General features: G+C 60.4%; 16 protein-coding genes. 7 read left to right on the top strand and 9 right to left on the bottom strand.

Annotated features, from left to right (window positions below; genetic code table 11):
- Window positions 1-13: 13 nt before the first annotated feature.
- The 4 genes from V1283_RS10835 to V1283_RS10850 form a co-directional block, all read right to left on the bottom strand.
- Window positions 14-1,345, bottom strand: coding sequence for an aspartate aminotransferase family protein (locus tag V1283_RS10835; protein ID WP_442895722.1), 1,332 nt, complete (start codon window positions 1,343-1,345; stop codon window positions 14-16).
- Window positions 1,346-1,348: 3 nt separating this feature from the next.
- Window positions 1,349-2,422 (bottom strand): phosphotransferase, encoded by a 1,074-nt coding sequence (locus tag V1283_RS10840; protein WP_334386467.1) that lies wholly within the window; start codon window positions 2,420-2,422, stop codon window positions 1,349-1,351.
- Window positions 2,419-4,017, bottom strand: a complete 1,599-nt coding sequence (ggt, locus tag V1283_RS10845; protein ID WP_334393024.1) for a gamma-glutamyltransferase — start codon at window positions 4,015-4,017, stop codon at window positions 2,419-2,421. Before ggt ends, V1283_RS10840 begins: the two co-directional genes overlap by 4 nt.
- 118 nt (window positions 4,018-4,135) lie before the next feature.
- Window positions 4,136-4,579 (bottom strand): hypothetical protein, encoded by a 444-nt coding sequence (locus V1283_RS10850; RefSeq protein WP_334386468.1) that lies wholly within the window; start codon window positions 4,577-4,579, stop codon window positions 4,136-4,138.
- Between the two features lie 240 nt (window positions 4,580-4,819).
- Here V1283_RS10850 and V1283_RS10855 point away from each other — a divergent pair, with 240 nt between their 5' ends.
- Window positions 4,820-6,532 (top strand): phytoene desaturase family protein, encoded by a 1,713-nt coding sequence (locus V1283_RS10855; protein WP_334386469.1) that lies wholly within the window; start codon window positions 4,820-4,822, stop codon window positions 6,530-6,532.
- A 14-nt stretch (window positions 6,533-6,546) separates the two neighbouring features.
- Here V1283_RS10855 and V1283_RS10860 read toward each other — a convergent pair whose 3' ends face one another.
- Window positions 6,547-8,571, bottom strand: a complete 2,025-nt coding sequence (locus V1283_RS10860; protein WP_334386470.1) for a CocE/NonD family hydrolase — start codon at window positions 8,569-8,571, stop codon at window positions 6,547-6,549.
- A 140-nt stretch (window positions 8,572-8,711) separates the two neighbouring features.
- On the opposite strand from V1283_RS10860, the gene V1283_RS10865 reads away from it, so the two are divergent.
- From V1283_RS10865 to V1283_RS10875, 3 genes are all read left to right on the top strand, one after another.
- Window positions 8,712-9,614, top strand: coding sequence for a LysR substrate-binding domain-containing protein (locus tag V1283_RS10865; protein ID WP_334393025.1), 903 nt, complete (start codon window positions 8,712-8,714; stop codon window positions 9,612-9,614).
- Between the two features lie 125 nt (window positions 9,615-9,739).
- A complete protein-coding gene (locus V1283_RS10870) occupies window positions 9,740-11,167 on the top strand; it encodes a gamma-aminobutyraldehyde dehydrogenase (protein ID WP_442895854.1) in 1,428 nt (475 codons plus the stop codon).
- A gap of 12 nt (window positions 11,168-11,179) precedes the next feature.
- Complete coding sequence (locus V1283_RS10875) at window positions 11,180-11,752, top strand: Lrp/AsnC family transcriptional regulator (RefSeq protein ID WP_334393026.1); 573 nt, start codon at window positions 11,180-11,182, stop codon at window positions 11,750-11,752.
- A 65-nt stretch (window positions 11,753-11,817) separates the two neighbouring features.
- Here V1283_RS10875 and V1283_RS10880 read toward each other — a convergent pair whose 3' ends face one another.
- Window positions 11,818-12,981: an NAD(P)/FAD-dependent oxidoreductase gene (locus tag V1283_RS10880; protein ID WP_334386473.1), complete on the bottom strand. Its 1,164-nt coding sequence runs from the start codon at window positions 12,979-12,981 to the stop codon at window positions 11,818-11,820.
- Window positions 12,982-13,101: 120 nt separating this feature from the next.
- Here V1283_RS10880 and V1283_RS10885 point away from each other — a divergent pair, with 120 nt between their 5' ends.
- Both V1283_RS10885 and V1283_RS10890 read left to right on the top strand, forming a co-directional pair.
- The gene (locus tag V1283_RS10885) at window positions 13,102-14,064 is read left to right on the top strand and encodes an amino acid ABC transporter substrate-binding protein (RefSeq protein ID WP_334386474.1); all 963 of its coding nucleotides are present in this window, start codon (window positions 13,102-13,104) and stop codon (window positions 14,062-14,064) included.
- Window positions 14,065-14,127: 63 nt separating this feature from the next.
- Window positions 14,128-14,883, top strand: a complete 756-nt coding sequence (locus tag V1283_RS10890; protein WP_334386475.1) for a GntR family transcriptional regulator — start codon at window positions 14,128-14,130, stop codon at window positions 14,881-14,883.
- Between the two features lie 33 nt (window positions 14,884-14,916).
- On the opposite strand, the gene V1283_RS10895 is transcribed toward V1283_RS10890, so the two are convergent.
- Window positions 14,917-15,939: an Ldh family oxidoreductase gene (locus V1283_RS10895; RefSeq protein ID WP_334386476.1), complete on the bottom strand. Its 1,023-nt coding sequence runs from the start codon at window positions 15,937-15,939 to the stop codon at window positions 14,917-14,919.
- A gap of 152 nt (window positions 15,940-16,091) precedes the next feature.
- Here V1283_RS10895 and V1283_RS10900 point away from each other — a divergent pair, with 152 nt between their 5' ends.
- Window positions 16,092-17,057 (top strand): Bug family tripartite tricarboxylate transporter substrate binding protein, encoded by a 966-nt coding sequence (locus V1283_RS10900; RefSeq protein WP_334386477.1) that lies wholly within the window; start codon window positions 16,092-16,094, stop codon window positions 17,055-17,057.
- Between the two features lie 799 nt (window positions 17,058-17,856).
- On the opposite strand, the gene V1283_RS10905 is transcribed toward V1283_RS10900, so the two are convergent.
- On the bottom strand, window positions 17,857-18,291 hold the full coding sequence (locus tag V1283_RS10905) for a hypothetical protein (protein ID WP_334386478.1): 435 nt from the start codon (window positions 18,289-18,291) through the stop codon (window positions 17,857-17,859).
- 605 nt (window positions 18,292-18,896) lie between these two features.
- The gene (locus V1283_RS10910) at window positions 18,897-19,157 is read right to left on the bottom strand and encodes a pyocin activator PrtN family protein (protein WP_334386480.1); all 261 of its coding nucleotides are present in this window, start codon (window positions 19,155-19,157) and stop codon (window positions 18,897-18,899) included.
- Between the last annotated feature and the right edge of the window lie 740 nt (window positions 19,158-19,897).

Here is a 19,897-nt window from a genome sequence, read left to right on the forward strand (position 1 = left end):
CGCGCCGCAATATTCATGACGCGGTCCCTTCCTCGAGCACTTCGCGCATGGCTGCAAGAAAGATATCCGCGTCCGCACGCGAGAAGGGAAGCGGCGGCCGGATTTTTAGGACATTGCCGTCAACGCCGGATGCGCTGATCAGGATGTTCTTGCGTCGGAGGTCGTTGACCAGCCTCATTGCGATTTCGGGAGCCGGCTCCTTGGTATCGCGGTCGCGAACGAAATCCGCGCCAATGAACAGGCCCGCGCCGCGAACGTCTCCGATGCACTTGTGCTCAAGCGCAAGCTGTCGCAAGCCGCTCATAATGTAGCGTCCGACTTCCAGCGCGTTATGCTGCAGCTTCTCGGCTTCGATCACTTCGAGCACCGCAAGCCCGGCAGCACAGGACACCGGATTGCCGCCGAACGTATTGAAGTAGCGCGCTTTGGAGGCAAAGTCGCTCAGCACCTCGGGCCGCGCCACGACGCCGGCGAGCGGGATGCCATTGCCCATCGGTTTCCCCATGATCACGATATCAGGCACGACACTATGCCGTTGAAAGCCCCACATGGCGTCGCCGGTGCGGGCGAATCCTGGCTGCACCTCGTCGGCGATGAAGACGCCACCCGCGCGCCTGACGATGTCGACGGCGGGAGCAAGGAAGCCCGGCGGATCCGACAGGATGCCGTCGCTGGAGAAAATGGTATCCGTGATAAGGGCCGCGGGCTTGATGCCGTGCCGTTTTAGATCATCGATCGCCCGTTCCACGTCGCCTGCGAAGATCTCGCCAACATTTGGTCCCAACCGATAGGCGTCCGGTGCTGGCACCGTTCTGACGTGCGGACCGAGCGGGACGCCCGAGCCTAGCGAGGGCGAGAACTCCGATACCGCGGCCGTGATGCCGTGATAGGCGTTTTCGGTCACGATGATGCCGGCGCCGCCGGTGAAGTTCTTTGCGACCCTCATCGCAAGATCGGACGACTCGCTGCCGGTGCAGGTGAACATGACGTTCGCGAGTTCCTTGGGGAAGGTCGCGATCAGGCGTTCGGCGTAGGTAAGGACGATGTCGTAGAGATAGCGGGTGTGGGTATTGAGCGTGGCCGCCTGCCGCGCGATCGCCTCCACCACGCGGGGGTGGCAATGTCCCACCGACGGCACGTTGTTGTAGACGTCGAGATATCGGGTGCCGTCGGCGCCGTGCAGCCAGACGCCTTCGGCGCGGACCACATGGATCGGTGCATCGTAGAACAGCTTGTAGGATGGGCCGAGAACGCGCTTGCGCCGTTCCAGAAGGCTGGCGACATCATCCGCCAATTGTCCGGCGCGGTCCGGATCGAATGCATTGACCATCAGGGGACGTGACATGGTTTACCTCGTATTGCCGCGCAGTCGGTCTCGCGCGATTTCGGGAGCGATATGGGCCAGCCGGTCGAGGCCGTCCCAGGCGAGGGCGGTGTTCTTGAGAATGTAGTCGCGGTTCTCGGGATAGCGCTCGGCGCGCCAGCCGGTAATGAGCACGGTAACAAGGAGGCGCGTCGCGATCAGATCCGGCAGCAGTTCGGTTTCCTCGGGCGCGAGCGGGGTCACTTCCTGATAGGCGTCGGTGAAATCGCCGGGGCCTTCGAGGACGTCGGCGGACGCCGACAGATGATAGGCTGCGCCGATCGCGACGTCGTTGACGAGCTGGGTGCGGACGATGTCACCGAAATCCAGCACGCCGGTGATCCTTTCGGGGTCCGTGGGGTCAACCAGCACATTGTAGGCGTTGAGGTCGTTATGAACGACCTGTGCTCGCAACCCCGGCAGGCTCGGTCTAACCTTTGTTTCGAAGCGGCGAAAGACCGCCTGCCCAAGATCGAGTTGTTCGCGTCGGCGCACATGCGCCATCAGGGGTTTCAGGCGGTGAGCATGGGCGATATCCCAGCCAAGTTCGTGGCCTTCGGACGGATGTCGAAAGGCCGCAAGTGCCTGCCCGAGGCGCGCCAGCATACGGCCGAGTGCGCGGCGCTGGGCTCGCGTCCGCTGTGTCTCGTGCAAGGGCTGTCCCTGCAGAAAACTCAGGAGCCGCACGGTGCGCGGTTCGCTCGCACCAATCGCCAGGCGCAGCTCGGTTGCGCCGTCGCCGGTTTTTTGGGGGCGTTGAACCGGGAGCTGCGAATCGGTGTCTGCAATCCATTGAAGCGCGGCGGTCTGCAAATGCGTCACTTCTGGAGGTTCGGCGGGATTGGTGATCTTCAGCAGGTATTCGATCCCTTTGGCGTCGCGGAGGCGGAACATCTCGTCCCGTTCGCTCGCAAGCCGTTTGGCTGAGGTCTCGAGGCCATAGTGCCGGCGTGCGATTTCGTTCGCCTCGGCGTCCGAGACGCGCGGGGAGGGCGTCGAAAGCATCGACGACAGGATCCGATCGGGAGGCAATCCGACCGGATTGGCGATCAGCGTCACAGCGCCACTCCGAAAGCGACTCCATCGTGACCGGGGTCGGCTCCGCCGTCGAGGCGATCGTCGAGCAACCGGATGCCATGGACGGCAGCGAAGCCGAACCCGTAGGGCGAACGGATAATGTCGTAACCGTCCCGTTGCAGGGCGTCAGTGACATGGCGGGAAATGCGGTTCGACACGTCGATGGCGTCGCTCGTGGACGAGAAACGCGGCGCGCTGACGGCCTCCGTCATCGTCATCCCGAAATCGACGACGTTCAGGATCGCCTGCAGAACGCCCATCGCGATTTGCGTGGCGCCGGGAGCGCCGATCACGAGATAGGGCCGACCGTCGCGGAACAGGATGCTGGGACAGATCGAGCTGAACCTTGCTTTGCCCGGCGCCATGGAATTGGCATGACCCGGGCGCGGATCGAATACGGCCATGCAACCATTGTACATGAAGCCGAGCCCGTCGGTGATGACCCCGGATGGCTGACCCAGCGAATGCGTCATCGACACGCAGAGACCGTCCTTGTCGACCACTGACAAGTGCGTCGTGTCTTTGGTCGGAAAACCGCCGCGCAGGCGCGTCACGGTGGCGCGTTTGCCGGATCGGATATCGTCGACCATCTCCGAGGCGTAGGCCTTGCTGGCCAACCGTTCGATTGGAACGGACAGAAAGGCGGGATCTCCGATGTATTGATCCTTGTCGGAGGTCACGCGCTTCATGGTCTCCGAGACCACGCGCAGATATTCGGTCGAGTTGTGCCCGAGCCCTGCGAGATCGAAGTTCTCAAGGATATTCAGCATCTCCATCAGCATCACGCCGCCGCCCGGCGGGTGATTGGTGGAGACCTTTAGTCCGCGATACTCGCCCCAAACCGGGTCGTTCAGTCGTGGCCGAAGCGCGGCGAGATCATCCACCGAAATCAGCCCGCCATTCGACTTCATGTCTTCGGCGATCCGATGAGCGATCTCTCCGGTGTAAAAAGTGTCCGCCCCATCGCGGGCAATCAACCGCAGCAATTGACCGAGATCGCGGTTCACAACCTGATCGCCGACGCGTTTCGGCGTACCGTCCGCCCGGCAATAGAGCGCACGGCCGGTCCGGCTGAAGGCAATGCGGGCATGATTGGGTGCCCGGCCCATCTCGCCGTCATCCGACCAGAACCAGTGCACATGCGGCCTGACGGTCCAGCCACTCTCTGCATAACCGATCGCGGGCTGGATGATCTCCGACCACGGTAGGCGCCCATGCGCCCGATGCGCCGTCTCGTAGGCACGCAGCGACGCCGGCATGGCGACCGAACCGTAGCCGAGATCGTTAACCTGTCCTTCGAGGATGAAGCCGAACCCGTCGCGGGTTTCGGCACGGATCAGATCCTGCCACATCTCCGGCCGGGCGGCGGCCGGCGCCGGCGCGTGGAAATCGACATAGCCATGGTGACGTCCAGGCACGTAGATCGCCATGCTGCCAAAACCTGCAACACCACACATCAGGGGATCGATGACGCCCTGGACGAAGGCGCAGGCGATCGCCGCATCGACCGCGTTGCCTCCGGCCCGCAGGATATCGGCTCCGGCATCGGCAGCTTCCGGTTGCGGTGCGGTGATCATCGCGTTGGCGTGGGGCACGGTTGGCTCTCTCGTTTCGAGGTTGAGTGCGGATGCTGGCTTTGGATGGGCAATCGCGCATCCTCGCAGTTCGGCACGGTGTTTGGAAACGATGCCGCATCTAGCCTCCGGCCGGAAGGATTACCTTGTAGAGATGATGGTCGAAAAAGCGGCCGTCGGCACGGGCCGTGAAATTGCCGGTCACGATGCCGGTTGCCCCCGCAAACCGGCCGCCGCCACCGATAATCGTCCATGCGATGGAACCGGCCGCGACCCCCCCGGGCAGGTCGACGCTGGCGCCAGGATGTATGGTCTCGACGATCAGGTGGCTGCCAATGCCGGAAAAATCCACGCGGCCAGCTTCCCAGAAGCGGCCATCCTGGGCAAAGACCATGGTGTTGAAGCTGGCATCACCCGGAAGGCTTTCGATTTGCGCTTCCGGTGAAAGTCCTTCGGAAGTTACCGCAAGGATGGCGCCCTTCGCTTGTGACTTGATAAAGCCCTTGGCATCCGTCACCGGCGTGCCTTCACCCTCGAAGTGAACAAGGATCGTCACGATATTCATGCCACCTCACATCGTCAGAAACGACCATCATCGCAGTCAGGAAACGGTAGACGATATCCGTCGATGTTTTTCAGCGAAATCGCGTGCGGGTCAGGGCCAATTCGCTAAATCCTTCGGCAATATCAGCGAATTTCGCTAGGTCTCTCTGCTAGACTTGGTCAGCATTCCCTGCGCGAGGCCGGGCGCGATCCTGATATGGATTGGGCCTTTCGGAACTCGCTGAACGACCAAGGGTTCGACATGACGACGCAGGCATATGACGTTGCGATTATCGGCGCCGGCCACAACGGATTGGTGTGCGCAAATTATCTGGCGCGCGCAGGACTCAAGGTCGTTGTCGTGGAGGCGCGTGATGTCATCGGCGGGGCCTGCACCACCGAAGAGTTGATACCTGGCGGGCGCTTCTCGTCCTGCTCCTACATCCAGATGATGTTGCGGCACGAGGTGGTCGAGGATCTCGAACTCAAGAAATATGGTCTGGTTTCGGTGGCGCCCGAGATGCAGGAGATGGCGCTGTGGAGCGATGGCGATCACGTCATGCTGTGGCAGGAGATCGACCGCACGCTTCGTACCATCGAGGCGCACAGCAGCGAGGACGGACCGAATTTCATGCGCTTCGCGACCCGGTTGCGGCGTTTCGGCGATATCACGCAATCAGCGCTGCTCAGCGACCCACCTACCGCGGAGAGCCTGCAGCGTGCGTTCAGCGAAGCAGGGGAGAGCGATCTGTTTGAAGAGTTCGTACTGCTCTCGGCAGAGGAATTGCTGTCCCGTTACGTCAAATCAGATCGTCTTCGTGGTTTCATGATGTTCATGGGAATGGTGTCGACATGGGGCAGCCCGACAACCCCTGGCACCGCCTATGTCTACGGCTATCACGCACAGGGCGAGTTCGAGGGTAATTTCGGTCGCTACGGTTTGCCGAAAGAGGGCATGGGCATGATCGCCGAAGCCCTGGCCCGCGGCCTGCGCGCTCACGGCGGCGAACTGCGTGTCGGCACGCCGGTTCGATCCGTGCGGGTGGAAAACGGTGTTGCGACGGGACTGGTGCTGGCGAACGGTGATGTCATCGTTGCAAAGACGGTGGTGTCCGGAGCGGATCCAAAGCGATCGCTGGTCGACCTGTTGCCGACGGGCGTACTAGCTGCGCCGGTTGCGGCGAAGGCGCGGGATATCGATCAACGCGGTTCCATGGCGCGCATCCATCTTCTTGTCGACGCGCTGCCCGACTATGTCGGCTTTCCAGCCGGCTGCGTTGGACCGCAGCATCAGGGGCTGGCGATCCTGGGGCCTACTCCGGCTCTCTACGAGAGGGCCTGGCAGGCGCAACAGCGCGGCGAATTCTGCGACGATTATGTCGTTGAGGCGCTGATCCCGTCAGTGACCCATCCGAAGCTTGCGCCGCCCGGACAGCACACCTTGTCGCTCGGCGTACAGCAACTGCCGTTTAGTCTCGCTCGCGGAAGGTGGACGGATCGCAAGGAGGAATGGGCCGATCTCGTCATGGAGATCTATTTCCGTTACGCCCCCAATATGCGGAAACACATTCTCGGCCGTCACGTCATTACGCCGCTCGATCTCGAGCAGACCTACAACATCACCGGGGGCAACATCTTTCACGCCTCGATGGTCGGGCTCGACAATCTGTTCGAGAAGCGGCCGATCATCGAAGCCTCGACCTATCGCACGCCGATCGCAGGTTATTACCTCTGTGGCTCCGGCAGCCATCCCGGCGGCGGCGTCACGGGAGCGCCGGGACACAATGCGGCGCATCGCATTCTGGCGGATTTGCAGGGACGTCGTGACGAGCGTGTCGCCCGCAGTACGGAGACCTACGATCAGGGCATGCTGGACGGATTCCTGAAGACATCCATCGGTCAGAAACTGGGATATCAGGTTGCACGTTCGCGGGTGTTTCGGTCCGTCACTGAGCTACTGAATCGCAATCGATAGGTACGTAAAGCCGCTCAGGCCGAGCCGCGGGGGATTTTCTTGACATCCCGCCGGGCATAGATTTCGCGGCCACTTTCGTCGGCGGAAATCCGGGTGTCGACGAGGAAGCTGTCTCCGTCACTTGTCACCTCGGCATCGACGGCGACTTTTGTTGCCCAATCGCCGCGGCTGAGCGTCCATGTGGCCGACGTCGTGCAGCGCGCCGGCAACGGATCGTGCGCCGTAATCGAATAGCGCCGTGTCAGCGTCGATCCGAACGTGAGGCCGTCCTGCTCCAGCCTGGTTTCGCCATTGTCTTCGTCGACGACCAGTTCCAACCTCGACGAGGAGATGTCGAAGCTGCAGCGGCGCCGAAGGCGTGGCGGGCGAGATGCAGTCGCAGGCAGTTTCGGCTGGCTTGTCGGCACGGCGGGCGCGGGGGCCGCACAGCCTGCGTCATTGGCGCGCAATGGCAGCGCCAGACCGCACCGACTGAGATCGAATGATAAGGTCGCATGGCGCGGCGCCGGCCAGATGATTGGAAAGTAGCTGGTCGAAATTGCGATGCGAATGCGGTGGCCGGCCGTCATCCGCCATCCGATTGGCGCGAGTGCCAGCCGGACCTCATAAATATTCCCTGGTTCAACTGCGACGGGTCGTTCGTCGCCGTCGCGGTGGCCGAGGTTGAGGAAGCCGAACGTCATTCGGGTTGACGCGCCGTCCGGCGCGACGTCGCACAGGCGCACGACGATCTGGCCGCAATCCTGGTCCGAGCTCACCGCCAGGTTCAGCGTTGGCTGGCCGAGCAAGTCGGTATCCCCTACGACGGGGTCGCTATCAAAGCAGAGCGACAGGCCGTCGGCCTCGCGCTGATCTCCGGGCAAATAGGCGCCGGGTCCAGTCGGATACCAAGGCATCCATTCGCCGGCCCCGGTGCCTACGGTCAGGGGTGATCGTATCGCGAGCGTTGCATCCGACGACAAGCCAACTCCCAGCCGCCCCGGCGCAAAACCGTAGCGCCGCATTTCGATGGAGGGCGATGGCCATATTTTTTCGGAAACCCAGAGCCCGGGCCGCTCCGCGAGATCGGAGCTTGGCGCGTGCGACTCGATCAGCCACGCGGTAAGGGCAGGAAAGGCTTCCACTCCTTGCCCGTCGCCTGAGCCTTTCAGCGTGTGATCGAACCAGCGCGCGGCGAGGTCGACAAAATCGATGCCCGGTCCGGGGTGGGCAGTATGCGGAAAACAGTGCCCCCACGGTCCTGCGATAGCAGCGCGCGGCACAGCGAGGTTGTCGAGCAGCCGTGGCAAGGCCACCGCATAGCCGGTATCGGCCCAACCGACACTCATTAGGACCGGGCAGGTTATCTTGTGAAGACCGAGCGTGGCTGAGCCGGCATGCCAGTAAGAATCGAAGGTCGGGTGCGCGCCCCAGATTTCAAAATAGTTTTGATAGGAAGCGAGCCGCTCGAGCCACATGTCGCGCCAGCGCTCGCCGACGACCCAGGGCAGCGGCGGCCGAAGGTGCATCCCGCTGAGTTGGGCCCCATGCCAAACGGCATAGACGAGAAGACAGCCGCCTTGATAGCGATTCAGATACCGGTCATCAGCGCCATCGACCGGAAAAATCGCGCCAAGCGATGCGGGTTGGTGCGTAGCCACCATCAGGCTCGCATGGGCAGGCCAAGACAAGCCGGTCATGCCGGTCTTGCCGTTGCACCAGGGCTGCGACGCGATCCATGCCAGCGCCTCGACGGCGTCGGTCCAGTAGGCCGCATCAAACTGGTCTCGATGCAGACCTTCGGAATTTCCGGTTCCGCGGACGTCGAGCTTGACGCAGGCGTAACCGCGCGCGGCCAGCGATGCATAGATGCCTTCGTCGGCGAGGGCACTACCGTCAGAACTTCGGTAGGGATGATAGTCGACGAGCGCTGGTACCGGGACGCCTTCGGCATCGGCAGGTCGCCAAAGACGCGCGCCGAGGGTCAGTCCACTGGCCAGAGGAATAGCCAGGTGGTCAACCCGTACGATGCTGCTGCCCGATGGAATGGCGCCGTTCACGACATGCCCCCTTTCTGCAAAATCTAGCAGGTGGATGGTGCGAACTTCACTATTCACTATCGGAAAAACGCGTCATTATGCTGTTTTGGGGCCTCAATCCGAGAACCGAAGCCTCGAACCCGCGAGACCAAACGAGTGCTATGCATCTGACTTTTAGGCAGATTTCCTACTTCGTCGCGACGGCCGAGGCTGGCTCGGTTTCGGGGGCCGCGGCACGCCTCAACATTTCACAGTCCGCTATTACCGAGAGCGTCCGGGCGCTCGAAGCCCAGACCGGAGCGACGCTGTTCGATCGAAGTTCGAAGGGCGTGACCCTGACCTATCAAGGTCATCAGTTCCTGCGGCACTCCCGCTTGATCATGGCCGCGGTCGCGGATGCCGGCCGGGTGTTGAAGACCGGTCCGGAGGCGGCTTCCGGCACGCTCCATTTGGGTGTCACGAGCCTGGTGTCGGGGTACTTCCTGGCAGACGTGCTAGCGCGCTTCCGGCGCATCTTCCCCAATGTATTGGTCAAGGTCGTGGAGGAGGACCGCTCCTTTATCGAACACCTCTTGGTCAATGGCGAACTCAACGTTGCGTTGATGCTGGTCTCCAATCTGGAGGATCACGACGCGCTGGAAGTCGAGACCTTGGTGCGGTCGCGCAATCGGGTCTGGTTGCCGGCAGGGCACGCGCTGCTCGCGCACGATCAGGTGGAACTGGCCGCCCTGAACGCGGAGCCGCTGATCGGGCTGTCAATCGACGAAATGCCGCAAACGACTGCAGCCCTCTGGCAGTCCGCGCGGCTTCGACCGAATTTCGCCTTGACCACATCCTCGGTCGAAGCCGTTCGCAGTCTGGTCGCGACCGGAGCCGGATTGGCCATTATGCCGGATATGACCTTCAGGCCATGGTCGCTCGAAGGCGACCGCCTCGAAGCGCGGCCAATCCAGGGCGTTGAAGTGACCGTCGATGTCGGGGTCGCATGGCGACGCGGTTCCATTATTCCGGATGAGGCACAGATTTTCCTGCATCTGGCGCGCGAGTATAGGGGCGAGCGGTAGACCGACCGGGTTTTCCGATAGGAGCCCGTCAGGTTTTTGTATTTCCCATGCCCCCGGGGGTCTCGTTAGGGTTCGGTACCAAACGAAAATGCGGAGCCGAGCGGATGAATATCGCCAATCCAACCATCCTCACCAACTTGCTCATCAACGGGCAGATGGTCCCAGGTGAGGGACCGGTCGAGACGATCCTCAACCCTGCGACCGGAAAGGCTTTGGCCGAGGTCCCGGAAGCCTCGCACGAGCAAGTCTCAAATGCCGTGAAAGCAGCCTCGCGCGCCTTCGAGACCTGGTCGCAGACCACGCCTGGGCATCGTGCCGGGTTGCTGCTCAAGGTTGCCGATCGCATCGAGGCAGACGCGGAGGCTTTTGCCCGGCTCGAATCCCTGAACTGCGGAAAACCCTATTTGCGGATGCTCGGCGATGAAATTCCGGCCATCGTGGATGTCATACGCTTTCTTGCAGGAGCGGCGCGCTGCATGACGGGCAGTGCGGCGGGCGAGTATGTCGGCAACCACACCAGCATGATCCGCCGCGATCCTGTGGGTGTCGTCGGTTCGATCGCCCCCTGGAATTTCCCGTTGATGATGGCGGCGTGGAAGCTTGCTGCGCCGCTTGCGGTGGGCAACACGGTGGTGATGAAGCCGTCGGAGCAGACTCCGCTGACCGCGCTCAAGCTGGCGCTCATCCTTGCTGAAATCGTCCCGCCGGGCGTCGTCAACATTGTGCCGGGCCGCGGCGACAGCGTCGGATCTGCGCTGGTCAGCATGCCAGGCGTGCGGATGGTATCGCTAACCGGCGACATCACGACCGGTCAGAAAGTGCTTCAGGCGGCTGTAAAAACCCTGAAACGCACCCATCTCGAACTCGGGGGCAAGGCGCCGGTCATTGTCATGGACGACGCGAATCTCGATGAGGTGGTCGCGAGTATCAGGACCGCGGGCTTTTACAATGCAGGTCAGGATTGTTGCGCCGCCTGTCGGGTCTATGCCGCGCCGAAGATTTATGACCGTCTCGTCGCGGATCTCTCGAGCTCAGTGAAGACGATCAAGCTCGGCGCACCGGAAGACGAGTCGACTGAACTCGGGCCTCTTATCACCGAACTCCAGCGCGAGCGTGTCGCCAGCTTTGTCGAGCGGGCGAGCAAGCAGAAGCATATCGAGATCGTCACCGGCGGCAAGCGTTCGGACCATGCGGGCTTCTATTACCAGCCGACCGTTGTCGCGAATGCACAGCAGACCGATGAAATCGTTCGCCGCGAGGTGTTCGGACCGGTGGTCTCGGTGACGCGTTTCGATGATGCCGAGCAGGCGATCTCATGGGCCAACGATAGCGATTACGGGCTGGCATCTTCGGTCTGGACGCGGGACGCCAAGACTGCCCTCAAGATCAGCTCCCGTCTCCAATATGGCACCGTGTGGGTCAATACGCACTTCACCCTAATCAGCGAAATGCCGCACGGTGGCATGAAGATGTCGGGTTATGGCAAGGACCAATCGATGTACAGCCTGGAAGACTACACCGTGATGCGTCACGTCATGATGAATTTCGGCTAATACCAATTGGCGATGGAGCGGCTTGAGATGAGTTCGGTTCAGGTTTTACCCGTCGAAAACGTCAGGCTGCGGCTCGATCGCCTTGATATCAAGATCCTGGCCGCGCTGCAGAACGATGGCCGGATGAGCAACCTCAAACTCTCCGAACTGGTCGGTCTGTCGCCGACGCCGTGCCTCCAGCGCGTGCGCCGGTTGGAAAACGCCGGCTACATCCAGGCGTATGGCGCCACACTCGATATTCGAAGGATCGCGTCGCATATCACGGTTCATACGGATGTGACGTTGCGCAAGCGAACTCTCGAGCACACGCAGCAATTCGAACGTTACGTGCGCGATGAGCAGTTCATAGTCGAGTGCTATCTCGTCAGCGGTGGCTTCGACTACGTGGTCAAGGTTGTTGCGCGCGACGTCGATCACTACCGCGAGATCATGGACGACATGCTTGCCGCGGGGATCGGGATAGAAAGGTTCTCGAGCTTCATCGCGCTGCAGCAGGTCAAGCAGTCGCGGGGGATTCCGATGGGCCTTATCGGAGTGTCCAGCGCTGAACACGATCAACGGGCCCGCGTGATCAGGCGCGGTTGAAAGACGCGGTTCACCAGCGCTCGTTAGCCGTCGGCCCAGCCTTTGCTACGTGCTTTCGGTTGCGTTTAGATGATGCCGGTCTCGCGATACGGCGCGCCGTCCAGTACACGCTGCCATCCAAAGCGGCTCAGATCGATGGTCTGATAGCTGCCATCCAGAATCAGTTCGGCTATCGCCCGCCCGCAGCCTGGCGCATGCATCAAACCGTGCCCGGAGAATCCGGCAACCATGTAGAAATTCGGCATGCCGCCGGTCGATGGCCCGATAATCACATTGCCGTCGAGTTCGTTCTGATCATAGAGGCCGGCCATCACGTTTTTTTCCTTCGTCCTTTCGAACGCCGGAAATCGATGCGCGAGCGCGGGCCATACCACGCGTTCAAAATAATCATGCTCGACGTCGAAATTGAATCCGCGCGGCTCGCTGGTGTCCGGCACGCCGCCTGAATAGCCCTTGCCCTCCGGTCGAAACGCCAATCGCTGAGTGTCTTTCAGGTACGGAAGCGGCTCTATCGTGTTTTCGCTTTCGAAGTAATGCTCATAGCGGCGCATCGGCTCGATCGGTACCCGCATCCCCACCATCGCGCTGATCTGTTTCGCCCAGGCGCCCGCCGCGTTCACCACATGATCCGTCGCGATGATGGCGCCTGATTTCAACGTCACTTCTCGAACGCGTCCACCCCGTGTCTCCAGTCCGACTACTTCGTCGTCGAGGAACGTCGCGCCTATTGCGCTTGCTTTCCGTCGCAATCCGCGCAGGACGCTGTAGGGATCCAGCCAGCCGTCATCAGGTGAAAAAACTGCAGCCGCGAGATCGGCTACATTCATCGAGGGGAATTTGCTCTTCAGTCCATTCTGATCGAGCCAGACAGCATTCACGCCGTTCGCTTGCTGCACACGATAGTTTCTTTCGAGCATGTCGACATCTTTCGACGCGACGATGAACAGATAGCCGTTCTTCCTGAAATCGATTCGCGCGGGCTCGTCGCCCACAGTCATGTCGGCTTCAAACCGCTCAAAGAACGGAATGCTGAAGTTGGAAAGGGCGATGTTCTCCGGCAGGGCGAAAAGCCGGCGGACGCCGCCGGACGCACGCGGCGTCGAGGCTTGCTGATAGGACTTGTCCCGCTCGATGACGGCCACCGAGCAGGCCTTCGGATGACTCCTCAGAAAATAGGCAACGCTCGCCCCAATTGCTCCTCCACCGACAACAACGACGTCATAATGCACGTGCTTCCCCTTACATCGTTTGCGCGCCTGCTGGGGGCGGCAATGAGCCGAACGGTGCTTTTATAGATTGTATAAACTATGTTGCTATTGTATACAATACCAACGGTTTTGGAGGCGGCAATGAACCAACCTGACGTTAAGACCTTGATTTGCGCGGTCCTAGCCTGTCTCGGGTCGAGCGCCGACCTCTTTGCCCAGGACAAGTCGGACACGCTCGACAAGATCAGGAGTAGCGGTGTCATTACGCTCGGCCACCGCGATACATCGATTCCGTTTTCGTATCTCGACGATGCCCAGCGTGTGGTCGGCTTTTCGATCGATCTCTGCTCCCGCGTCATCGACCAGATCAAAACGGTCACCAAACGCCCCGACCTCCAGGTCAAGTACCAGCCCGTCACTTCCGCAACGCGAATTCCGTTGCTTGCCAACGGTACGATCGACATCGAGTGTGGATCCACGACCAACACCGTGGAGCGGCAAGCCCAGGTGGCATTTTCATCCACCACCTATTTGACGACCAGCAACTTCGTCTCGAAGAAGTCGGCCGGTATCCGTGGCTTCGACGATCTCAAGGGCCGCACCGTGGTCTCGAGCGCCGGCACCACGAGTCTCCGGCTGCTTAACGAGCTTAACGCCCGAAAAACGCTCGGCATGTCGATCATCCCGGCAAAGGACCACGCCGAAGCATTCTTGATGGTGGCGACAGATCGCGCGGCGGTGTTCGTGATGGACGACGTGTTGTTGGCTGGATTGGTCGCCAACGCGCAGGACTCATCGACATATGCAATCTCGAGCGAGTTTCTGTCCGTAGAGCCTTACGCGATCATGATGCGACGCGATGATCCCGGCTTCAAGCAACTGGTGGACGCTTCGCTCAGTGAGGCGTTTCGTTCCGGGGATTTCGAACGCACCTATCGGAAATGGTTCGAATCACCGATACCGCCGCGAAACATCAACCTCAAACTTCCGATGAGCGCGGCCTTGAAGAAGGTCGTTCAGCGCCCCACCGACGCGGCCGATCCCGCTGCGTATCAATGTGCGGTCAAAGCGGCTGTTCGCATCGAGTACCGTTCTATTGCATAATTTGCAGCGCGATTTTATACGGAATGAGCCGCACTCAAGCGGCGACGGCGGCGATCGCTCATTATGAAAAACGGCACATCGTCAAAGAAGCGGCTTCGTTCAAATACCCAGTCGGTCAAGCGGCCCGGTTCTGCGAGCCCTGGTCGTGCAGCGAAACGTTCGAAATCATCTGCCCCTGACGTGGTCAGGGACGGGTTGCGCAAGGCGATTTTTGACGGCGACCTGGTCGCCGGCACGCAACTGCGCCAGGACGAAATCGCCAGCCGCTTTGGGACCAGTCGCATACCGGTGCGCGAAGCGCTGCGGCAATTGGAGAGCGAGGGGCTGGTCACGCTGCACCCGAACCGGGGCGCGGCCGTATCGTCTGTTTCGCTTGAAGACGTGCTGGAGCTTTTGGAGATCCGCATCGGGCTCGAATGCCGTGCCCTGAAACTTGCCATCCCGAACATGGTCGGTCCGGATTTTGATTTCGCCGCGGAAATTCTGCGCAGCTATGACAAGGAGCCGGAGCCGCAAAAATGGGGCGAGATGAACTGGCGGTTCCACGAAACGCTGTACGCGCCATGCCAGCGGCCGAAGCTGCTGTCGATGATTGAATCGAACTACGGCCATGTTGGCCGCTTCGTCAGGCTGCAAGTGTCGATGGCAGCCGGCAAGGAGCAACCCAATCGCGACCATTGGGCCATTCTCGATGCCTGCCGCGTTGGAGATATCGGCAAGGCCGTGAAATTGCTCGAAGAGCACATCGTGCATACTCAAAAGTCGCTCATGGCGGCGATGCGCAGAACGTCCAGTCGCGCTTTTGCGGTCTCGCATTAGATCCTTTTTCCAGCGACGCGAGCATGAACGCAGTCATCCGATGCCGACGGCGCCGTTGGCCAATGTGAGCAGGGAGTCGTGTTCCGCTCTGGTGATGCGGACGCCTTCGGCCAGCGCGCGGCGCCGGTGCTGGTACCTGCGATCGCCGGGCAACCGCGCGGTTCCCGCCTCGACCAGCGCCGCCAGCAAGACGTTCACCCGCTCGCCGAACCCGGGATTGGCGCGATGGGGATCGATGACGAGCAGAAACTGTCCGCCCCTGGAGGTGGTCGCCGTCGCGCCGGGAGATTCGTCTTCGAAGCCGAAGGGCGCGCCGGTCAGTGCGGCGGCGAGTAGTTCGACCATCACGGCGATCGAAGCGCCTTTGTGGCCGCCGAACGGAAGCAGCGCGCCTGCGTCGAGAATTCTGTAGGGGGAGGTGGTCGGTGTGCCATCGGCATCGCAGCCGACACCCGGTGGGACCTCACGTCCTTCGTTTGCCGCGAGCAGGACGTCGCCTTGCGACATGACGCTCGACGACTGATCCCAGATCATCGGTAGATGGTCGGCGCGCGGACACGCAAACGCCACGGCATTCGTACCCGTGACCGGTTTTGTCCCGCCCCAGGCCGCCATCCGCTTCTTCGAGTTCACACAGGTAAGCGCGATGAATCCTTGATCGGCGAAGGGCTCGATGTCCGGCCACAATGCGGCGTAATGATGCGAATTTCGCGTAAGAAGTATCGCAACCCCGGTCGCGCGCGCCATATCCATCAAGCGATCACGCGTGAGGGTCAGGCAAACCTGAGCAAAACCGTTATCCGCGTCGATGACGCACATGCTCGCGTGCATCTCGACGATGCGCGGCTGCGCATGGCCGTTGGCCCAACCGACCTGCACCGACCGCATGAAGCCGGGCAGTCGAAGCAGGCCGTGGCTTTTGACGCCATCGCGCTCGCAGACCAGCATCGTTTCGGCGACCGGCCCGGCGTTTTCCGCGCTCATGCCGCCCCGCACCAGGGCGCGCGCGATGAGTGCTCGCAGTTCGACCACCGGCAGGAGCATGACGTCGCTCATCGTAAACCAGGCATTCGGTGTGACATGTGTCTGCATATCCTCAAGGCTGGACCGGCACAAATGCCATTGGATGCAATTATACATAATTGTATAAAATAGTGCAGCATGCTATACTCTGGTGTGGTCGGAGAGTTGGGGCAGGGGGTTTTCTGATGTCGCGATTGCCGCATCGTTTCGTTTGGTTGATCGCCTGGCTTTCCATGATCTCCTTGGCGCAGGCGTATCCCGATCGGCCGGTGCGGCTGATCGTTCCCTTCGCGGCGGGCGGCGGAACGGATGCGATGACGCGGATCCTGGCCGACCGTCTCCAACAACGTCTCGGTCCGAGATTTCTCGTCGAAAACGTCACCGGAGCGGCCGGCAACGCGGGCGCGGATCGGGCGTCACACGCGCCGCCTGACGGCTACACGCTTCTGATCGGATCGATGGGAGTACTCACGGTGAACCCATGGATCTACACATCGACCGGCACCGCCATTCTCGACCGGCTGGTCCCGGTGTCGATGATATTCGACACCGGACATATTTTCGTGGTCAATCCCGCGCTGAAGGCTACCAGCCTTGGAGAAGTGGCCGAGTTGGCCCGCACTTCGGAGAAGCCGCTCACCTTCGCGTCGGCCGGAATGGGCACGTCGACGCACCTCTACGCGGAGCTTTTCAGGCTTGCGGCGAAGGCCCCCATGACGCATGTGCCGTACCGGGGCAACGGTCCCGCTCTGACCGATGTTGTCGCCGGCCATGTCCAGATCATGTTCGATCAGATCGCGTCGGCGAGCGGGCAAGCGAAATCGGGTTCAGTCAGGCCTCTGGCGGTGACGACAAAGCAGCGCCTGAGCTTTCTACCCAACGTGCCGACAGCGGCCGAGGCCGGATACCCGCAACTCATGGGCACGTCCTGGACGGCATTGATGGCGCCAAAGGACGCGCCACCGGACATCATCGCCGTGCTGGGTCGCACACTTACCGAAATCGCAGCCGAGCCGGAGACGAGGGAGAAGATCGAGGCGCTCGGCGCCAATATTCTGACCAGCACGCCTCAGGAAGCCGGCGAGATCATTGCGCGTGAACTCGAGCGCTGGCGGCCAGTCGTCAAAGCGGCGGGGATCCCCGAGAACTAGGGTATTGCAAGGAGAATATCTAAGGTTCGGATCGGGAAACGTTGGTCGCTGGTCGTCGATCTTTTGCAGGTGCAGCTCTTCGAGGACGAAGCCCACTCCTAAGCCTTGCAAAAGCGCAATTCATTGTGGAGCGGCCGCATCTGGCGCGAAGCGGTCGTTGTAGATTCCTCGATAGCCCCCGCGAACTCGACTTAGGCCGAACAACTTCCATCTCGATCGATGGGTCGATCTGAATTGGAGCCAATTCAAACACGTGTAGAAACTTTCTCCCAATTGCTTACTCGCGCGAATGAACCGAAACTGAAGTCTCAGGCTGGGTATGCATATCGCGTTGAAAAACAAAGAAAAGCTGGCGCACCCGACACGATTCGAACGTGTGACCTTTGCCTTCGGAGGGCAACGCTCATTCTTCGAGCCCAATATGCACCGAAGCTTTCGCTAGCCCGCGGTTCTGATAGCGCGCGTCGCCCCGCCTGAGGACCGCAGCTCGCAAGTTTTCTTGCTCTATCGCCTCCAAAACTACGACTGCACCTGTTCTGCCCTCGGCATGGTGAGAGCGGCTCATTATTTTGCGGCCGAAGCGAACGGGATCGGTAGAAGGGTCCAAAGCAGCACGGTACTGCGGAAGCTCATCCGGTACTGCAACGCAGTACCGAGAAGGGGTGCCGTGTTCTAAAGCGCTGGGAAGCCTTCCAAATAAGCACTTGAAATGAAAGGAAAATGCCTCGAATGTTAGATTGAAATCTCTGTCGGCCCAAAAAACAGCAACTACCTACCGAGAACGAAAAGCGAAATAACATCAATATGTTATCGCATCGATTTTGCATTGCACCCATGATGGATTGGACCGGGGCATCGCGAAAAGCAAAGCGCGATCAGCACTTAAGAGTTGTCGCCAGAAGCCATGTCGTACCAGATGCAGTACCGCCGCTAGTTCGGAGCTTTGATAAGCAAGCGATTTCGGGTTCTTGCGTTCGTTCTGCATCTGCCGCGTAAGGCGGCGCAGCAGCCAATTCGTGCGGGCCGCTGCCTGCCGCCGCATGCAAGGCATGGCGACGCCTATCAACTCACTTTCCTGTTTGCGTTGCCCGGCTTTCAGTGGGCGCACTGTTTTTTGCTCGATTGCTACAGACCGCCTTGCTGCACCACCACCGCCACGCACGTTGCTGATGCAGATGCCGCCGATGTCGAATGGTCTGCAATAGGGGGAGTTCGTTCCTTCGCGAGCGATCACAGCCCGCCCTTCGCCAAACGAAAAACCGGACCGGTCAGCGCATATGCGCATCTTGGTCCGGCTTAGATATGTTGTCACTGAACCACATCAAGCCGCGGCAATATCGACTCGCAGTGTCAAAGCCGCGCACGCGCCTTGATGTGTCTCAGCAAAGGTACTGTGTGTCGGCGACGATTACTTCTTTTTCTTCTTGCCGGCCTTCTTTGCCTTCTTCGCCTTCTTCGCTTTCTTAGCCATGTTGCCCTCCACGATCCCAAAGTTGGTTCAATGCAAGTCGACCTCGACCTGCACCAAAACAGAGTACACCACAACTGCAAAATTGATACTGCGCGCTTCGAAGAAGGTAAACGACGGTCACACCTTAGCGCGTTGCCAGCGGGCGAACCTCTCTTACGATGCGTCAACGCGAGACGTGGACACGGTTTGTTACCCAGCTGGAAACATCCGCGCCGAGATTGACACCGAGTCAGGCAGCAATGCGAAGCGGCTTGGAGCTGGAGCAATTTTGCTCGGAGCTATAGCGTGCGCCCCGACCAGCGAGCACGGCATATTTGTGGCAAGTCTGACGGGGCACGATGAAAAACAGGAAGCGGGAATGGCGGCGCCTAGCTCGTCAGAGCTGTCATCTCTTTTCGGGCGGCCTCGACTCGCGCATCGAGGTATTTGGCCAAATCCAGAAGATGGATTCCCTTTGCACATTTCTGGCTAGCTTCCATTCGCACCAGAGGGATCGCTATTTCACCTGTGCTGATCTTCTGCACCAGCTTGGTTGGATTCAGGTGCGAAAAGTAATCCCGACACACATCCTCGATCGGGACGATGGCCTTACCTCCATACTGCGCCATCAAAAGGAACGCGGTGTTCATTGGGCTACCTTTCATATCGACCCGGGCAAGCAGCGCTTCGCAGTCGCTGCATCTCTTGGGCCGATAATCTTCACAAGCTTTGCTTCAGCCGTCCGGTAGCTTGACCTAACTTGAAACCTTTGCCCCTTGCGAGATCTTTTCCGTTGTCGGCGGAATTTGGCTTCTCTAGCGTAGTAAAGGTGGGCTCGTACGACGGTATGCATCCTTAGACAGGGGGCGTTTCTGGTGCCATGATCTGAGGCAGCTCAATAGCTATTCTTTTGAGTCAAACCTGCAGCCAGACCGTTATGAGCGGCAGGATAACGGTCGGGTTCGTTGATTTTCCTGCATTTTCGTCCGATTTCGATCGCGTTTTGTTGTGGTTCAGTGTGTTCGTTTCTGGTGCGAAACTGGTGCGGTGCTTAGGAGCCGCGAATGAAGCACCCAATGGCCGCCGTTGGACCTGCTGACTACGAACTGGGGGTCAGGAGTTCGAATCTCTTCGGGCGCGCCACTTCCGAACAAATCTGGGCACTGCTGCCGTCGCCGCGCCCGATATCACCAAACGCTCAAGAACATCGAGCCGGCCGTGAATGCGAATCTCCTCGTCGCGGATGGCGCAGATGCTTGAGAACACCGGCGCCGCGGCCTTGCAGTTTACGCCTGCGGAACTGGCGGAGCTGAATTCCGCCGTGCCTGCCGTCAAGGTGCGGTGCGCGGCTTCCCGAGGTTGTTGAGGTCATGTCAGGGGTCGAAGCCGC

Source organism: Bradyrhizobium sp. AZCC 2262 (assembly GCF_036924535.1).
In the GTDB taxonomy this organism is placed as follows: Bacteria; Pseudomonadota; Alphaproteobacteria; order Rhizobiales; family Xanthobacteraceae; genus Bradyrhizobium.

What these genes read in the sequence shown, in the direction of transcription:
- V1283_RS10850 (WP_334386468.1), bottom strand. Translation starts at nt 4,579, where the DNA reads ATGAATATCGTGACGATCCTTGTTCACTTCGAGGGTGAAGGCACGCCG.
- V1283_RS10865 (WP_334393025.1), top strand. Translation starts at nt 8,712, where the DNA reads ATGCATCTGACTTTTAGGCAGATTTCCTACTTCGTCGCGACGGCCGAG.
- V1283_RS10890 (WP_334386475.1), top strand. Translation starts at nt 14,128, where the DNA reads ATGAAAAACGGCACATCGTCAAAGAAGCGGCTTCGTTCAAATACCCAG.
- V1283_RS10885 (WP_334386474.1), top strand. Translation starts at nt 13,102, where the DNA reads ATGAACCAACCTGACGTTAAGACCTTGATTTGCGCGGTCCTAGCCTGT.
- V1283_RS10855 (WP_334386469.1), top strand. Translation starts at nt 4,820, where the DNA reads ATGACGACGCAGGCATATGACGTTGCGATTATCGGCGCCGGCCACAAC.
- V1283_RS10875 (WP_334393026.1), top strand. Translation starts at nt 11,180, where the DNA reads ATGGAGCGGCTTGAGATGAGTTCGGTTCAGGTTTTACCCGTCGAAAAC.
- V1283_RS10900 (WP_334386477.1), top strand. Translation starts at nt 16,092, where the DNA reads ATGTCGCGATTGCCGCATCGTTTCGTTTGGTTGATCGCCTGGCTTTCC.
- V1283_RS10835 (WP_442895722.1), bottom strand. Translation starts at nt 1,345, where the DNA reads ATGTCACGTCCCCTGATGGTCAATGCATTCGATCCGGACCGCGCCGGA.
- V1283_RS10895 (WP_334386476.1), bottom strand. Translation starts at nt 15,939, where the DNA reads ATGAGCGACGTCATGCTCCTGCCGGTGGTCGAACTGCGAGCACTCATC.
- V1283_RS10910 (WP_334386480.1), bottom strand. Translation starts at nt 19,157, where the DNA reads ATGAACACCGCGTTCCTTTTGATGGCGCAGTATGGAGGTAAGGCCATC.
- ggt (WP_334393024.1), bottom strand. Translation starts at nt 4,017, where the DNA reads ATGATCACCGCACCGCAACCGGAAGCTGCCGATGCCGGAGCCGATATC.